Raw genomic sequence first — 15010 nt, 5'->3', positions numbered from 1 at the left:
CGTTATCTTTAGATTGAAGCACTCTGCCTCAACTACTTTCAGTATGAGAGGGGCAGATAAAGACACACTGTCCTTCACTATAAGCATTTGTGAAGTCATAGAGTTTTCGGATTATTGACCTTTTCAAGCTGTGGTCAACCGAGCTCAAAGGCTTCCTGGGACATCAGCAGGAAATGCACTTTCAATGAGCAAGGTAATCTACCCTGGCACTTTTGACCCTATAACCAAAGGCCATCTGGACCTGGTAGAACGGGCAGCAAGAATTTTTGATGATGTAGTCATTGCAGTAGCAGAAAGCCCCAAAAAGAAGCCCATGTTTGACCTGGCCAAACGTGTTGAAATGGCGGAAGAAGTAACAGATCACCTTGATAACGTCTCGGTGACTGGTTTCAGTTCTCTGCTCGCTCACTTTCTGGAAGAGCAGAAAGCCACTGTAATTCTCCGTGGCCTGAGAGCTGTTTCGGATTTCGAATACGAATTCCAGATGGCTAATATGAATCGGATTCTGGCACCCAGTGTCGAAAGCCTGTTCCTGACTCCTGCTGAGCAGTACTCCTATATTTCTTCTACGCTGGTACGGGAGATTGCCTCACTGGGTGGAGATATCGACAAATTTGTCTCTCCCTGTGTTCAGGAAGCCCTCAAGGGTAAGTTTGGCCCCAATGCCCATAGCGAGAGCACCTGAGCCTGGCGGCTTCAGCGTTAACGTTGAAGCGAAACTGGAGATTTTATCATGTCACTGATCATTACTGATGACTGCATCAACTGTGATGTTTGTGAGCCCGAGTGCCCTAACAGTGCTATTTCTCCTGGCGAGGAGATTTACGAGATTGATCCTCATCTCTGTACTGAATGTGTAGGCCACTACGACGAGCCGCAATGCCAACAGGTTTGTCCTGTCGACTGCATCCCCAAAGACCCGAGTAATGTCGAGTCTAACGATGAGTTGATGGAAAAATATCTGATCATCACCGCTGCAGCCTGATAACAGCGAAACGCCCATATCCACAGAGTCTGTCTGCAAACAGGCAGACTCCTAATTCAGAAACTCCCCACTCTGATATTCCTGAACAGCCTGCATTACTTCCTCCCGACTGTTCATGACAAAAGGTCCATACTGCACAACAGGCTCATTCAACGGATGCCCCGCCAGTATGAGTAGACCTGCTTGCTTTTCAGCTCTCAGAACCAGTTCACCGCCTTCAGAGAAAACAGCCAGTTCAGATTCACTAATGATCTGATCGGTTTCACCCTGAGGTTTTACCTGACCTTCATAGACATAGGCCATCAGCTTTATATCACTGACAGGGAGCTTCATTGTGCTGCCTTCACTCAGCGACACATCCAACAACAAGGGTTCCGTGGCACTTCTTTGGAGTGGCGCTGAGTATTGACGACCATCGATTTCTACCCCTCCCAACAGCAACCTTGCAAGCCAACCTTCGCCCGACAGAGCAGGGAAATTATTCTTACTGATCTCAAGGTATTCAGGATCACTCATTTTCTGGGCAGCGGGCATGTTCAACCAGATCTGAAAACCATGCAGTTGATCATTCTCAAGAATGGGCATCTCAGAGTGAACAATCCCTTTTCCAGACTTCATCCACTGCACACCTCCCGACTTTATCGACCTCTGATTACCCAGGTGATCTTCATGCCTGAACCCTCCCTTCTTCATATACGACACCGTCTCGATGCCTCGATGAGGGTGGGCTGGGAATCCTGATCCCAGATCACCAGAACCATCTGCTTTTATTTCATCCAGCATCAGGAATGGGTCCATGAGTTTATGCTGTCCTGACCCCATCACTCTTTTGAGCTTCACCCCAGCTCCATCAGAAGCCGGACGGGCAGGAATGACATCCAATAAACGTCTTACTTGAACCACTTCAGTCCACCAGTTGATCGATTCTTTCTGCTGCTTTACCCAATGCGACTTCCCTTGCATCTCCTCCTTTGGCGAGTCCTTCAGCGTAAACGAACTCAACATCAGAAATGCCTATAAAGCCGAGAAAGTGCTCAATCAGCGCGGTTTGAGTATCCATAGGCGTTCCATGGTAGTTACCTCCTCTGGCCGCCAGAATATAAGCTTTTTTGCCTTTCAAAAGCCCCTGTGGGCCCTGCTCTGTGTAGCGGAAGGTAATACCTGAACGGGCAATGTGATCAAAGTAAGTCTTCAGGGTTGATGGCATGGTGAAGTTGTAGAGAGGCAGGCCCAATACCAGTATATCGGCCTCCTTGAGTTCACCGACCAACTCTTCTGACAGGTTTGCGATATGCTTCTGCTGCACATTCCGCTCTTCTTCTGGCAGGCTGAAGCCCTGAAAACTCTCTGCCGTCAGATGAGGAATCGGTTCTGAGACCAAATCTCGATAAATCACTTTTTCCACAATGTGCGCTTGAACGTATCTCTCAACAAACTGCCTGGACAGTTGTCCTGACTGCCCTTGTGACCCAAACAGGCTCGAATCGATATGCAGGATAGTGCTCATTTTTTATCTCTGGTATTTTTCTTCGTTCATGGCTTTTTATGGGCAAATCATTGCACCCCAAATGGATGAAACAGCCTTCTTCGCTCAAAGATTAAATGGTCTTGGTTAAGTTAAATTTAATATCGATTTTTACGAATAAAAAGCGCAAAATACTGCTCATAAATATCGAATTATTAGATCAAAAGATCGTCAGTCATGGCTAAAGTCACCCTTGAACAATGGCGAATGCTGCATGCGGTAGTTGAGCATGGCGGCTTCGCACAAGCCGCAGAAGTGCTGCACAAAAGCCAGTCAACGGTCAGCTATGCCGTTAATAAGCTTCAGCAACAGCTGGACGTTGAAATACTGGTCATCAAAGGCAGAAAAGCAGAGTTAACTGAAGCTGGAAAAGTGTTAATCAGACGCTCCCAATCTCTGCTGAAGGAGTCTGACGCCATTGAGAAAGTGGCCGACAGCCTCTCTCAGGGCTGGGAAGGTCGTATTATTCTGGGCGTGGATGTCACATTTCCACCACAACTGCTCTCAGCCTGCTTGAAAAGACTTTCATCTGAATACCAGCAAACTCATATCGAGCTGGTTGAGACGGTACTTTCAGGCACAACTGACATGCTGGCCACTGGCCAGGGAGATCTGGTGATCAGTGGTCTGGTGCCCCAGGGATTTATGGGAGAGCCCTTGATGAAGGTGACATTTAAGGCTGTAGCCCGCAAAGACCACCCTTTGCACCTGCTCAACAGGCCACTGAGCCTGAATGATCTCAAGCAGCACCGCCAGATTGTCATCAGGGACTCTGGCATTAAACGAGTCGATGCCGGTTGGCTTGAAGCCTCAGAGCGCTGGACCGTCAGCCATATCAGTACATCGGTACGAATGATTTCCGAAGGTCTTGGTTTTGCCTGGCTGCCAACCGCCCACATCGATCAGGAACTGGCATCGGGTCTGTTAAAGCCATTGGATCTTCAGCCTCACGGCTCTCGACGCCGATCTACCTGATTTATTCTGACCAGGATTATGCGGGCCCTGCAGTGAAGTCCCTGGCCGATATTTTAAAGGAAGTCTGCGCTGATCATTAAGGCCCAAAAGTTATCATTAACTCTGATGGGAATTGGGTGAGGGCGCGCCGCAACAGGGAATACGGTAGACCGAGCAAACTTTCCTGAGGCGGCAAGGGACAATCGAGGGCTGGGAGCATGCTTATGAAATATCCGAGCTAATTGGACTCATTCACGATGACCGAATAAGGAAAACTCAGCGGATCTTTCGAAGCTCGCCCAGCTTACCATCCGATCCATAAGAAATTTCGAAGGTGCCATGAACCCCCTCACGGGTGACAAATTTCAGTAGGATGTCGTAGGGAATACTCATGCTAAAGCCTTCCCGGGTATTGACCTGGACACGACTCTTCTTGCCCTGGTAATACTGTAAAACCTGCTGTGAATTCAGACTGATAGAGAAGGTGGCCTTATTCATTCTGGACTCCATTCCTCATGTTCAATCAAATGATATTGATGTTAGATTTCTGGAAGCCTGACCAGAGAGCGGCTTCCAGTTTTATATTATTTTAGCGTGAAAGCTTTTTCTTCTCCAAGAGAGACACCTCCCTCTCTGTAGCTTTAGCAACAAGCCGCCTCAGGAGACTAAAAATTGACACATTCACTGAATCGTCAGCAGGTTGCCTACCTTTTCCTGGTTTTGACCAAATCCTGCACCCAAGGCTTTGCATCCGGTTCTGATCAAGTACACCTGCCCCTCTGAGCCTTTCAATGGGATTAAATAATCTCAAAGTATCGTGCCAGCTCCCAGTCCGTGACATGTTTTCTGAACTCCATTTCTTCCCATTCACGGGTAGCGGCATAATGCTCTACAAAGGTTTCTCCAAAGTAATTCACTGCGGCCTCTGAACCTTTCAGCATCTGAGCCGCCTCATACAGAGAGCGGGGCAACGTTTGTTCACCAGAAGAGCTCTGGGCGTAAGCATTACCGGATACAGCTTCTGTGGGCTCCAATCCATGCTCTATGCCGTACAGTCCGGATGCAAGAACCGCAGCCAGTGCCAGATAAGGACAGGCATCCGCTGCACCCAGTCGGTACTCCACCCTCTGACTTTTTTCATTACCTGGTATTAACCTGAGAGCACAGGTTCTGTTTTCTACCCCCCAGGATGCTCTGGTAGGAGCCCAGTGACCAGGCAGTAAACGTCTATAACTGTTGATAGTCGGTGCCAGTAGAGCAAGAAATTCAGGCATTAATCTTTGTTGACCTGCAATAAAATGCTTCTGGACAGCACTCATGCCATGGGGCTGTGAAGGATCATAAAATACAGACTGTCCATTGGCATCCACCAGGGACATATGAATATGGCCACTCTGGCCTGCCTGTTCAGACGACCACCGGGCCATAAAAGTCGCCATAAGACCCTTTCTTTCTGCAAGCACTTTCATGAACGTTTTGAAAAGAGCCGCTTTATCCGCCGCCGACAGAATATCATCAACGACTAATGCCGCTTCAATCACACCCGGGCCAGTCTCGGGATGTATCGACTCAATGGGGAAATTCATACTCTGAGCCATATCCAGAATCTCGTGATACAACTCTGAGTGCACTGAGTTTCGAATCACCGAATAACCAAAAGCATCTGGTGTAAAGGGCTTCAGATTCCGATATCCTTTTTCACGAATAGAGTCCGGTGTTTCCTGAAACAAAAAGAACTCATACTCACAGGCAGCCCTTGCCAAAAAACCCATACTGGCAGCCTTATCAATCACTCTGCGAAGAAGCCCCCTGGGACACACCTGTTCTGCATCACCAGAGAACTCTGCCAGAAACAACAACATATTCTCTTCATCAGGTAGATTGCGGGCAGTGTCTGGCAGAATTCTCGCCTGTTTGTCAGGAAACCCGGTATGCCAGCCAGTAAATGTAGTGTTGTCGTATATTTGATCCTGGCAGTCCCAACCCAATACCACATCACAGAATGAAAACCCGGAATCCAGAGCAGAGAAAAACTTGTCCCTGCCCATGTATTTACCCAGCAGGACACCATCATTATCAAACAAACCCACCTTGATATGGCTCAGTTTTCGGTGATTGACCAATTGTTTGACATCTTCGACTGTTTTTATTCTTTTAAGCTCTGACATTGAATACTCCAGCTAGCGATTTAATTGCCAGAGAACTATAGACAACCCTCCTTTGCCTGCCATTTCTGATTATTCATTCCTGTGACGTACTCCCACCACTAAGCCGCTGATGCGGCTATAGTGGGGGCTGTAGTGGGAGTGGGGGCTATAGTGGGGGCTTCTTGTGACCCATGCTGAGAACTCTCAGCACCTTTCGCTGTAGCACCTTTCGCTGTAGCACCTTTCGCTGTAGCACCTTTCGCTGTAGCACCTGCGCTGACAGGTATTGCTACAGGGGGACTCTTTATACAATCGCTGCGTCCCAGCGAATCAGCTAACCCGGATATTTCATAAACTGCCCCGAATCTCGCGCAGGCATTTGTCGCACTAAGGGATTTTGCGAAGGAGTGCCGTACCGGGGAGTACGGTCGACTGAGCAAAACTCCCATAGAGCGGCAAAGGGCAAGTGAGAATAAACCAATATCTCTTATGTTTCGTGCGGCTTCGTGCGGCTTCGTGCGGCATTGATGTCACGGTCATTCACGGAGTGACAGTCCGGACATTCCCATTCACGAATTGACAAGGGCATGGATTCCATTTTATGACCACAACAGCTGCATAGTTTGGAGCTTGGCTGGAACCTTCCTATACGGATCAGATTTTTGCCATTCCAACGACACTTGTATTCCAGTGTCGTCAGAAACATTCCCCAACTTGCATCTTGTATTGCTCTGGCGAGCTTGTAGTTTTTGACCATACCTTTGATGTTCAGGTCTTCTACGGCAATAGTGGTAGCGTGGTTTTTGTCAGCCAGCTTTGCCGTTACCTGATGGATGAAGTCGTAGCGACGATTGGCTACTTGCTCATGGATTATCGAAACTTTTCGTTTTTGTCTTGCTCGGTTGGTAGAGCCTTTTTTCTTTCTGGCGAGTTTCGTTTGTTCTGCTGCAAGTCGAGCCAGTGAAGCTTTCAGAATTCTTGGGTTTTCTGTCTTGTGACCTTCACTATCAATAAGAAATTCAGTAAGGCCAACATCAAGACCAATAGGTCCCTATTTCAGGTAAGGTAACGTCCAGAAAATGGTTGATTTTTTGCCGGAACTCTTTTGCTTTGGCAAAGTATTCATTGTTCCGGGCATGTTCATTCATCACCTTTCATAATCGTTCAATCGGGTTCAGGTTTGGGCTATAGGGTGGCAGGTAATGCAGCTTTATTTCCAATCTCTCAGCTTCCTCAACCACCTCTTTTGAGCGATGATAACCCGCACCATCAAGCACTATATGCAAGCACTATATGCAAGCACTATATGAATGACTGACATTGAGGCATAAGCAGACCGAATTTTTCTAAAAAAAGCGATAATGGCTTCACCGTTTACGGTCTTGAACTGATCGAAAACAGCCGCTGACAGGTTGTTCAGTTCAATCGCACCAACAATGTTCAACCGGGTACGGCTCCCCGTGGTGTTAATGATTTTATCGACCCCTTTACGAATCCATCCCGAGGTGATTTTAGTCGCTTGCGTTGGGTGGACTGCATCCATGAACAGCAACGCCTCATCCGCTGGTAATGAGGCTTTCAGAGTTTCATAGTGCTCAACAAACTCAGCCTGCTTATTAACATCAGCCTTGTGAGGAGTTCCCTTCGGCTTTTTGTAGGTGAAGCCGCTCTGGTGAAGCCACTTGTTCAGGCCTGAAACGGTGTATTGGATGTCCCAGCGTTCATCCTTTTTCAGGTAGTCATCCAAGTATCGGCTGATGGTGAATTCGCTGATTCTTAATGCCTGGGCAATTGAGGGGGCTGACCATCCTTCAGACCTCAGTAATACCACTTTAATACGGTCACACTCTCGGGCATCTCGCGACTGTTTATGGCGCGCTTCCAAGTTTGTTTTTTGCTGAGGTGTTAGCGTGAATTTTGGCATTTGCGAAGGATGTTAAAAAACGTTGAAAAATCAAGCATCTTCAATGGTCACGGGTATATAACCATCAGAAGAAAGCGTTGTGGGAGAGTCAGGATAAGTGGGCAAAGTGTCGAGGTCGGGCTTATCTCGATTGAACCAGCTGAATGTGATACTGAAATCATTCTGATCTTTCATCGCATAGTTGCCAGAGTCATCAATGGCCGATGACAGAGCTGGAACCGTTAATAGCGTAAAAGCAAGGGATGAACATGTGACGTACTTCATAACCGCCTCTCAGGAATGACTATTAAGAGCAGTGGAGCTCATCAAAATAGCAAATCATGGAAAGCTGATTTTTATGCCATTACTTTCCAACGAAAGTGACGAAAATATTACCTTTTCTCATGGCCTATTTATTCTGTAATAAGTAGCTGGGCAGTTGCTTTGCTCTATTTTGACGAGCGGATTTTTTCAGCCTTAAGGGCGCAACGTCGAGCGCGCAGCCTTAGCTACGCAACCAGAGTTGGAACGAAGAAGGTTGGAAAAAGCCGCCGCTCAGAATAGGCGAAAGCAATTGGCCAGGTACTTACAGCTGACTGTTGCCAGCTACTCAGCCAGCAGCAGTCTGAGAACAATTTAACCCGCCAAAAAACTATGCTGAAGATCTTTATCCAGAACCCTGAGTAACCCGGTCAAAGAGCGAATCTCATAATCAGGTCTACGATCACCATTGAACTCTTTGTCAGCCGGATTAAACCAGACAGTACCAATCCCAAGAGCTCCGGCACCACCCACATCGGCTTTCAGGCAATCCCCTACATGAATGGTCTCTTCCGGTGTCACTCCGGCTCGTTTCATCGCTTTGAGGAATAAAGTAGGTTCCGGTTTCAGGCTGTTGTAATCTTCGGCCCTGATAGAAAAGTCAAAGAACTCACTGACTGATAACTTTTCAACATCCACATTGCCATTGGTAACAGCAGCAAGCGTATAGTCTGCAGACAAATGAGAAAGAACGGGCCGGACTTCTGGAAAGCATTTCACATCATGACGCCACTCCATAAACTCCTGCATCAGATCACCGGCAATCTCCTGGGCTCTGGATTCGGGACAGTTGCATTTCTGCAAGATACGCTGCAGGGAAAAACGACGCAGTTCGGTAATCTGATATTTAAGCTCCGGACGATCTTCCAACAGCCTTACCCGATACTCGAACACTTCATTGGGGTTCATTCTTTCATGGGTTTCTGGCCAGTATTCACAAAGCCTTTTCCAGGCTTTCTGTTCTGCCCGGATCAGCACCGGCATGTTATCCCACAGAGTGTCATCGAGATCGAACGTAATCAGCTTTACCATTATTTTTTCCTTTGGGGTTCTTTTTTTGCTGAAGGCTCTTTATTGGCCGAAGGTTTTTTATCCACAACAAATCCTTCTTCCCCTGTCGGCTCCTGACTGACTCTCTGTGCTCTCGGATGAGCCTTATCATATACGTCGGCCAGATGCTGAAAATCAAGATGGGTATATATTTGGGTAGTGGAGATATCACTGTGCCCCAGCAGCTCCTGAACAGCCCTGAGATCGCCACTGGACTCCAACAAATGACTGGCAAACGAATGTCGCAACAGATGGGGATGCATGCGTCCGGACAGACCCGCCTCTCTGGAAAGCTGGTTCACACGATTTTGCACCTGACGGGCACTGATACGATTCCCTCGCTTTGAGAGAAACAGAGCTTCAGTGTCTTTTTCTGGAAACACAATTCTTGCTGCCAGCCATTTCTGTATCGCTTCTCGAGCCTTTCGACCCACCGGCAGTATGCGTTCTTTTCTGCCCTTACCCAGAACCCTCACCTGTTTGAACTCATCCTCAAAGCTGTTCAGGTTCAGCCCAACCAGTTCTGACAAACGCAGTCCTGAGGAATAGAACAATTCCAGGATAGCCAGATCCCGGATGACTAATGGGTCATCATCATCCTGATCAAGAAGCGTGGTGAGTTGATCGGCATCCATAGTGACAGGTAACTTTCTACCCACCTTTGGCGCAGTCACTCTCTGGGCCGGGTTATCTTCAACCCTGCCCTGACGGTTCAGATAACGATAAAAACTGCGAACGGATGAAAGAAGACGATGCAGGCTTTTCTGGCCAAGGCCACTGCCATGAAGTTCTGCCAGCCATGCCCGGAGCTGACGCTCTTCCAGCTTTTGCCAATGGTTGATTTCAAGCTCTTCAGCCTGCTTCAGTAATTTCACCAGATCTCTATGATACGCCGAACAGGTATGAACAGAGCTGTTTTTTTCAAACTTAAGATAATCGAGAAAAGCATCAATATCCTGCTGCAGGGAAGGCATTATAGTGGTTCCCTCCTGGGTATTCTCTGAGCACTGATAAGCCATCAAGGTATTTTTCTATAAAAATACAGCTTTATCAGGCTTTGTAGCCATTTGCATGTTTTGAGGTGGGCTGTATTTTCCGTTCATCGCTGCCTGGGAACTAAATAGCCTGAAAATCATCAAACCCAGTAATCATTTAGCATGAATCCAAGGACAGGACATATGCAAGCAGCTGGAACAACACCTTCTGACATCAATCATAACCCATTTTTGATTGTTCATTACACTTCGGCCGATACTAAAACGGAAGTACATTCTTCCACTTTCAAGCAACTTCCAAGATCCATCCTCAGGATCGATACCCCTATTCATTGTCGATCCTGCAAAACGACTTCAAGGATAAAATGCGAAGCTCGACATTATCTGGAAAAAGTTATCCAGGATATCCACGCCCCTGACACGACTTATGTACAAACATTACCTGAGTTTGTGCAAACATTTAATCATCAGGTGGTCCAGCTGGCTACTGTTTACCCGTCTCTTATTAATGTGGCATATGACCAGGAGGGGCAACCCAATCCAATACTTTCAGAAAAAGCGATTAAAACCCTATTACAAGACTTGTCAACCAATAACCCAAAAATCAGAAGTGGCCTGAAAAATATTTCGTATCACACATTAACGACGGAATTTCAGAGCAACCTGCGGACAGTTGAGGGCATTATTGATTCCCTGCTTGACGATGCCGGTGCATTCTCTACTGAACACGGATCCAAATCAGGCCGATGGAAGCCTATTGTATTTTTCGCATCCGGACATCCAGTCGTTTGCTTCCTGATTTGGGATGGGCATTCGGTCATGGCTGTTTTATCAGGGTCACTCGGTATTAATGTACCAGCTCATCATGTTGACCAGCCGATAACGGGTGACAAAGGCCTTGCTCGTCTACTACCAGCCCTTACAGAGGCAATACCTTCTCGTTGCTCTACTCGCCATAAAATACAACTAAAGGCTATCTATGAGAAATTAAAATCCAGTTCAAGCCCCGAAGGCAAAATGCATCTGCTTTCTTTTGCTTTAGAAGAGCCTGAGAAGCCCTATGGACAAATTCTGATGCTGACAACACAACGTCAGCATGACAATACATCCTGCAGCGTATTTGTCCAGCAGGACCTTTTGTCACTGCTACCTAAAGGCTCCAAGGGGGAGCTTAAGGGTAAAAATATCTACTTGGAATTTAAAGAGGCCGCCCCCTTTAGCTCCGGGGCGAATGTGGGTGCGTCAAAAAAATTTGATACGACTTACAAGAATATGTTCAACCTGGTTTGTTACCCCCCAGAAATGCTGCTGCCTACGCAAAGCATGACCACTCTTCGGCAAGAATTGGACAATCTGGAAAGCTATCCGAAGCTAAAAGAGCATTGTCATAAAGTAACGGAAACACTCAAACCCTACCTTAAACAATTTACAGATAAGGAAAGTCAGCAAAAAACCGTCAACCTTTACGCCATGGCCAAATACGCAGAGAACCTTTTGGCTTTGATGGATAATGCGGACGATTCCTGAGAGCTAAAGTAAACGACTGATGACACGGCTGGTCACGTCACTGAGATAACCAATAAACAGACTGCCCATGGACGCCCGAAAGTGATTTTCATCACGGCTACCCAAAGCAAGAACACCGACATTATCTGGAAAGTTCAGAGGAGCCAGGGCCACTGAACCTATTTCACCGTGATTGTCAGGGAACAGGAACTCCAGCTCACGGGATTTCATTCGTCCACAAATGACTTTCTGACCGGAAGATTGTTTATCCCGAAACCCCGACAGCAGATCACCCAGAATTTCATCCGCTGTATCAGGATCTTCTTCACGAATGGTCAGATTGGCAGGTTGCCGGGTAAACAGAATCAGGGAATGAAAGTCGACTTCAAAGTCTTGTTCCAAACCATCTTTCAGCGTTTCCGTCGCCTGTTCCAGATCCTGACTTTCAAGAAGACCCAACACCAGTTTGCGAGTCTGTTCGAACAGACGATCGTTATCCCGGGCAACGTCCACCAGCTTACCCAGCCTGCGCCGTAGCTCCAGATTATGATCCCTGAGCAACTGTAGCTGACGCTCAACCAGTGAAATCGCTACACCTCTTTCATGGGGAATCTTGAGATCCAGCAGCAGTTCATCCTGATTCATAAAAAAGTCAGGATGGCTCTTCAGATACTGAACAACCTGATCTGCTGTGATAGAAGCGGCCTGGTCTTGCGAAGAAGCACTCTCTCCGCTCAGGGCTGTTTCACTGGTGGCCGAGTCTGTCATATCCGTGTTTGTCCCTCGAATACTCTGGTGGCACTTCCTGTCATCATAACCGAGTGACCTTCTCCCGGCCAACGAATCTGAAGGCTTCCGCCTGGGAGATTCACCCGCACTTTTTCATCCAGCAAACCTTGCAGACGACCCGCAACCACTGCCGCACAAGCGCCTGAACCACAGGCCAGGGTTTCACCCACACCGCGTTCAAACACCCGAAGATTAATCTCTCCGGCATCCAGTACCTGCATAAAGCCCGCATTGCAGCGTTTAGGAAAACGACTATGCCCTTCCACTTTGGGCCCAAGGGTTTCAACCGGTGCCCGGTTAATATCATCCACTTGCCATACCGCATGAGGATTGCCCATGGAAACCGCACCAACCGTCAAACGCTCACCATCCACGTCCAGATCATAAGTGGTTTGTGTTGACTGAGCCTTGAACGGAATCTGCTGAGGTTCCAGCCTGGGCACTCCCATATCCACCGTCACATCGCTATTTTCTTCAATGGTCAGCTCAATATTGCCACCGGAAGTTTGAACCCGAATGGTGTCACGCCCGATCAGTTTCTTGTCTCTGACGAAGCGCGCAAAACAGCGCGCTCCATTTCCACACTGCTCGACTTCACTGCCATCAGCATTGAAGATCCGATAACGGAAATCCATATCCGGATCGGTAGGCGGCTCAACAATCAACAATTGATCAAAGCCAATACCAAAATTCCGATCGGACAGGCTGCGTATTTTTTCTGGTGTTATGCGAACGGTCTGCGTGACCATATCAACAACCATAAAGTCGTTGCCCAGACCGTGCATTTTTGTAAAGTGCAACAACATAGCGCAGTAGTTATCCTTCCGGCAGCAGCATTTCGTCAGCCCACTGGTCAGCCAGCTTTTCCCGTCGACGAACCAGATGCACCTGATCGCCATCGACCATGATTTCAGCAGGGCGACAGCGGGAGTTATAATTGGAGCTCATTCCAAAACCATAGGCACCTGCCGAGCGAACCGCCAGCAAATCACCTTCAGTGACTTTTAGTTTTCTGTCTTTACCCAGAAAATCACCGGTTTCGCAGATGGGTCCAACCACATCACAAAACAGTTCTTCTTTCTGGTGATCAACCACCACCGGTTCAATACCATGCCAGGCACTGTAAATGGAGGGTCGCAGCAGATCATTCATGGCTGCATCCACCACCGTAAAGGCTTTGTGTTCAGACTGCTTGATCAACTCAACCTGAGTCACCAGCATACCTGCCTGAGCTGCAATAGAGCGTCCGGGTTCAACCACAATTTCCAGGTGGCTGTGGTGCTCATTGGCAGCCAGATGTTCTCTTACCTGACCCAGATAATCTGCAGGTGTGGGTGGGTGCTCATGCTCTTCATAGGAAATACCGAGTCCGCCACCAATATCCAGATGCTTTAGTGTGATACCCATTTCACGAAGCTGATCGACCAGCAACAGCAAACGATCCAGAGCATCAATAAAAGGCTCTTTGGTCGTCAGCTGGGAGCCAATGTGGCAATCAACCCCAACGACTTCAATGTTGGGTAACTCCGCTGCCCGCTTGTAAACTAAAGGCGCAGCTTGAATATCGATACCAAACTTGTTGTCTTTCAGGCCAGTAGAAATGTAAGGGTGAGTCTGGGCATCCACATCCGGATTCACCCGGACAGAAACAGCGGCTACTTTACCCATGGCCTCTGCTTCTTCCTGGATTCTTTCCAGTTCGACTTCTGATTCTATATTGAAGCAGTGAATCCCCAGCTCCAGGGCTCTTTTGATTTCATGACGCTGTTTGCCAACTCCGGAGAAAACCACTTTGGAGGCTTCTCCACCGGCTGCAATGACACGTTCCAGTTCACCGACAGACACGATGTCAAAACCCGCTCCCAGTTTTGCCAGAACGTTCAGAACAGCCAGATTGCTGTTGGCCTTGACGGCGTAACAAATCAGGTGAGGCCACCCTTCCAGCGCCTGTTTATAGGCATTAAAGCCTTCTTCAAACCCTTGGCGGGAATAAATATAGGCTGGGGTACCAAACTGTTCGGCAACTTGAGTAACGGGGACCTGTTCAGCGTAAAGCTCACCGTCACGGCTGGGAAACCAATCCATCAGACTGTCTTACTCTCTATCATGAAATTTCTGGAGAGCGCTTTTATGCTTATTTACCGTGAAAAATAGTTTGCTCTGCCACTTTTCATACTCCCGGGAAAAGCAAATTATTTTTCTTAGCTCATGGCTTTTTATGCGCTTTGGGCACCTGTCGCTCTCCGGGACTGATTATTCTGACTCGCTATGAGTCAACTGCTGTGCGTCACCATCCGTTGGAAGATACAAATCTCCCTTCTGACCGCACCCGGCAAGCAGAAGAGTGGTGAACATGAGGGCAAACAGCCTTGAGCTAAAAATACTGCTCATTCCAACCTTTGAGAATGACCACAAGGACTGTTTGAGCAGTATTTTTCTGGACAAGCGTGCTCTCATGAAGGGCTCCTTGATCTACAGTGGATAATCATTCACCACCAAAACAGTCGTTCTTCAACAAGTCTGTTTCGGCAATGATCAACAGCTGAGTATAATCTGCATCAAACAGCGGCGATAGCCCTAAGGGCGCGTTCTCAATGAATCATGGACTCAGTGCTACCGTAAAGGGGTCAGATACAAGGAAGACTTGTGCAGGTGTACTTTCCTACATCAAACAAGCTCTGACACAGTACGACTGCATGGAGGCAGGAGCTAGGAGCCTGTCGGACTTATGCTTTCGAGCATAAATTTCAGTAGAACGAGTCGACAGTCTTGAGCGTTCTAGACAGCTTCGATGGATTCGTGAGAATAGTTGACCTATTTAATCGAATTCATCGA

The 15010-nt window shown here is 47.7% G+C and carries 16 protein-coding genes and 1 pseudogene; 4 read left to right on the top strand and 13 right to left on the bottom strand.

Features of this window, described 5'->3' with window-relative positions; all coding sequences use genetic code 11:
* Positions 1-184 precede the first annotated feature (184 nt).
* Together coaD and ACR2PX_RS02650 are read left to right on the top strand one after the other, a co-directional pair.
* Positions 185-685 carry a pantetheine-phosphate adenylyltransferase gene (gene coaD, locus ACR2PX_RS02655; protein ID WP_433997807.1) on the top strand — a complete coding sequence of 167 codons (501 nt, stop codon included), beginning with the start codon at positions 185-187 and terminating at the stop codon, positions 683-685.
* Between the two features lie 48 nt (positions 686-733).
* On the top strand, positions 734-985 hold the full coding sequence (locus tag ACR2PX_RS02650; protein ID WP_433997806.1) for a YfhL family 4Fe-4S dicluster ferredoxin: 252 nt from the start codon (positions 734-736) through the stop codon (positions 983-985).
* Positions 986-1036: 51 nt separating this feature from the next.
* Here the strand turns inward: ACR2PX_RS02650 and ACR2PX_RS02645 are convergent, their stop codons facing one another.
* Together ACR2PX_RS02645 and ACR2PX_RS02640 are read right to left on the bottom strand one after the other, a co-directional pair.
* The gene (locus tag ACR2PX_RS02645; protein WP_433997805.1) at positions 1037-1948 is read right to left on the bottom strand and encodes a pirin family protein; all 912 of its coding nucleotides are present in this window, start codon (positions 1946-1948) and stop codon (positions 1037-1039) included.
* A complete protein-coding gene (locus ACR2PX_RS02640) occupies positions 1890-2492 on the bottom strand; it encodes an FMN-dependent NADH-azoreductase (protein WP_433997804.1) in 603 nt (200 codons plus the stop codon). Before ACR2PX_RS02640 ends, ACR2PX_RS02645 begins: the two co-directional genes overlap by 59 nt.
* Before the next feature lie 195 nt (positions 2493-2687).
* Here ACR2PX_RS02640 and ACR2PX_RS02635 point away from each other — a divergent pair, with 195 nt between their 5' ends.
* Positions 2688-3485, top strand: coding sequence for a LysR family transcriptional regulator (locus ACR2PX_RS02635; protein WP_433997803.1), 798 nt, complete (start codon positions 2688-2690; stop codon positions 3483-3485).
* Between the two features lie 255 nt (positions 3486-3740).
* Here ACR2PX_RS02635 and ACR2PX_RS02630 read toward each other — a convergent pair whose 3' ends face one another.
* The 7 genes and pseudogenes from ACR2PX_RS02630 to xerC all read right to left on the bottom strand — a co-directional run bounded on the left by ACR2PX_RS02630 (position 3741) and on the right by xerC (position 9859).
* Positions 3741-3962, bottom strand: a complete 222-nt coding sequence (locus tag ACR2PX_RS02630; protein ID WP_433997802.1) for a DUF2835 family protein — start codon at positions 3960-3962, stop codon at positions 3741-3743.
* Between the two features lie 299 nt (positions 3963-4261).
* Positions 4262-5632 (bottom strand): glutamine synthetase family protein, encoded by a 1371-nt coding sequence (locus tag ACR2PX_RS02625; protein ID WP_433997801.1) that lies wholly within the window; start codon positions 5630-5632, stop codon positions 4262-4264.
* Positions 5633-6098: 466 nt separating this feature from the next.
* Positions 6099-6656 (bottom strand): RNA-guided endonuclease TnpB family protein, encoded by a 558-nt coding sequence (locus tag ACR2PX_RS02620; protein WP_433997823.1) that lies wholly within the window; start codon positions 6654-6656, stop codon positions 6099-6101.
* A pseudogene (locus ACR2PX_RS02615) lies at positions 6646-7535 on the bottom strand (IS630 family transposase). The gene ACR2PX_RS02620 and the pseudogene ACR2PX_RS02615 overlap by 11 nt, the downstream one beginning before the upstream one ends.
* A gap of 30 nt (positions 7536-7565) precedes the next feature.
* Positions 7566-7799 (bottom strand): hypothetical protein, encoded by a 234-nt coding sequence (locus ACR2PX_RS02610; RefSeq protein ID WP_433997800.1) that lies wholly within the window; start codon positions 7797-7799, stop codon positions 7566-7568.
* 351 nt (positions 7800-8150) lie between these two features.
* A complete protein-coding gene (locus ACR2PX_RS02605; protein ID WP_433997799.1) occupies positions 8151-8867 on the bottom strand; it encodes an HAD family hydrolase in 717 nt (238 codons plus the stop codon).
* On the bottom strand, positions 8867-9859 hold the full coding sequence (gene xerC, locus ACR2PX_RS02600) for a tyrosine recombinase XerC (protein WP_433997798.1): 993 nt from the start codon (positions 9857-9859) through the stop codon (positions 8867-8869). The genes ACR2PX_RS02605 and xerC overlap by 1 nt, the downstream gene beginning before the upstream one ends.
* A 471-nt stretch (positions 9860-10330) precedes the next feature.
* Between xerC and ACR2PX_RS02595 the strand changes: the two genes are divergently transcribed.
* A complete protein-coding gene (locus ACR2PX_RS02595) occupies positions 10331-11407 on the top strand; it encodes a hypothetical protein (protein WP_433997797.1) in 1077 nt (358 codons plus the stop codon).
* A 3-nt stretch (positions 11408-11410) separates the two neighbouring features.
* Here the strand turns inward: ACR2PX_RS02595 and ACR2PX_RS02590 are convergent, their stop codons facing one another.
* From ACR2PX_RS02590 to lptM, 4 genes are all read right to left on the bottom strand, one after another.
* Positions 11411-12154 carry a DUF484 family protein gene (locus ACR2PX_RS02590; RefSeq protein ID WP_433997796.1) on the bottom strand — a complete coding sequence of 248 codons (744 nt, stop codon included), beginning with the start codon at positions 12152-12154 and terminating at the stop codon, positions 11411-11413.
* Complete coding sequence (dapF, locus tag ACR2PX_RS02585; RefSeq protein WP_433997795.1) at positions 12151-12981, bottom strand: diaminopimelate epimerase; 831 nt, start codon at positions 12979-12981, stop codon at positions 12151-12153. The genes ACR2PX_RS02590 and dapF overlap by 4 nt, the downstream gene beginning before the upstream one ends.
* A 10-nt stretch (positions 12982-12991) precedes the next feature.
* Positions 12992-14260, bottom strand: a complete 1269-nt coding sequence (lysA, locus tag ACR2PX_RS02580) for a diaminopimelate decarboxylase (protein WP_433997794.1) — start codon at positions 14258-14260, stop codon at positions 12992-12994.
* Positions 14261-14428: 168 nt separating this feature from the next.
* On the bottom strand, positions 14429-14566 hold the full coding sequence (lptM, locus tag ACR2PX_RS02575; RefSeq protein WP_433997822.1) for an LPS translocon maturation chaperone LptM: 138 nt from the start codon (positions 14564-14566) through the stop codon (positions 14429-14431).
* Positions 14567-15010: the final 444 nt, after the last annotated feature.

Source organism: Endozoicomonas sp. (assembly GCF_051008435.1).
Taxonomy (GTDB): domain Bacteria; phylum Pseudomonadota; class Gammaproteobacteria; order Pseudomonadales; family Endozoicomonadaceae; genus Endozoicomonas_A.
Note: the sequence above shows the minus strand (reverse complement) of the source record. Positions and strands in the feature narration are given on the sequence as shown.

Coding starts and splice junctions, on each gene's coding strand:
- coaD (WP_433997807.1), top strand. CDS start 185: ATGAGCAAGGTAATCTACCCTGGCACTTTTGACCCTATAACCAAAGGC.
- ACR2PX_RS02650 (WP_433997806.1), top strand. CDS start 734: ATGTCACTGATCATTACTGATGACTGCATCAACTGTGATGTTTGTGAG.
- ACR2PX_RS02645 (WP_433997805.1), bottom strand. CDS start 1,948: ATGCAAGGGAAGTCGCATTGGGTAAAGCAGCAGAAAGAATCGATCAAC.
- ACR2PX_RS02640 (WP_433997804.1), bottom strand. CDS start 2,492: ATGAGCACTATCCTGCATATCGATTCGAGCCTGTTTGGGTCACAAGGG.
- ACR2PX_RS02635 (WP_433997803.1), top strand. CDS start 2,688: ATGGCTAAAGTCACCCTTGAACAATGGCGAATGCTGCATGCGGTAGTT.
- ACR2PX_RS02630 (WP_433997802.1), bottom strand. CDS start 3,962: ATGAATAAGGCCACCTTCTCTATCAGTCTGAATTCACAGCAGGTTTTA.
- ACR2PX_RS02625 (WP_433997801.1), bottom strand. CDS start 5,632: ATGTCAGAGCTTAAAAGAATAAAAACAGTCGAAGATGTCAAACAATTG.
- ACR2PX_RS02610 (WP_433997800.1), bottom strand. CDS start 7,799: ATGAAGTACGTCACATGTTCATCCCTTGCTTTTACGCTATTAACGGTT.
- ACR2PX_RS02605 (WP_433997799.1), bottom strand. CDS start 8,867: ATGGTAAAGCTGATTACGTTCGATCTCGATGACACTCTGTGGGATAAC.
- xerC (WP_433997798.1), bottom strand. CDS start 9,859: ATGCCTTCCCTGCAGCAGGATATTGATGCTTTTCTCGATTATCTTAAG.
- ACR2PX_RS02590 (WP_433997796.1), bottom strand. CDS start 12,154: ATGACAGACTCGGCCACCAGTGAAACAGCCCTGAGCGGAGAGAGTGCT.
- dapF (WP_433997795.1), bottom strand. CDS start 12,981: ATGTTGTTGCACTTTACAAAAATGCACGGTCTGGGCAACGACTTTATG.
- lysA (WP_433997794.1), bottom strand. CDS start 14,260: ATGGATTGGTTTCCCAGCCGTGACGGTGAGCTTTACGCTGAACAGGTC.
- lptM (WP_433997822.1), bottom strand. CDS start 14,566: ATGAGCAGTATTTTTAGCTCAAGGCTGTTTGCCCTCATGTTCACCACT.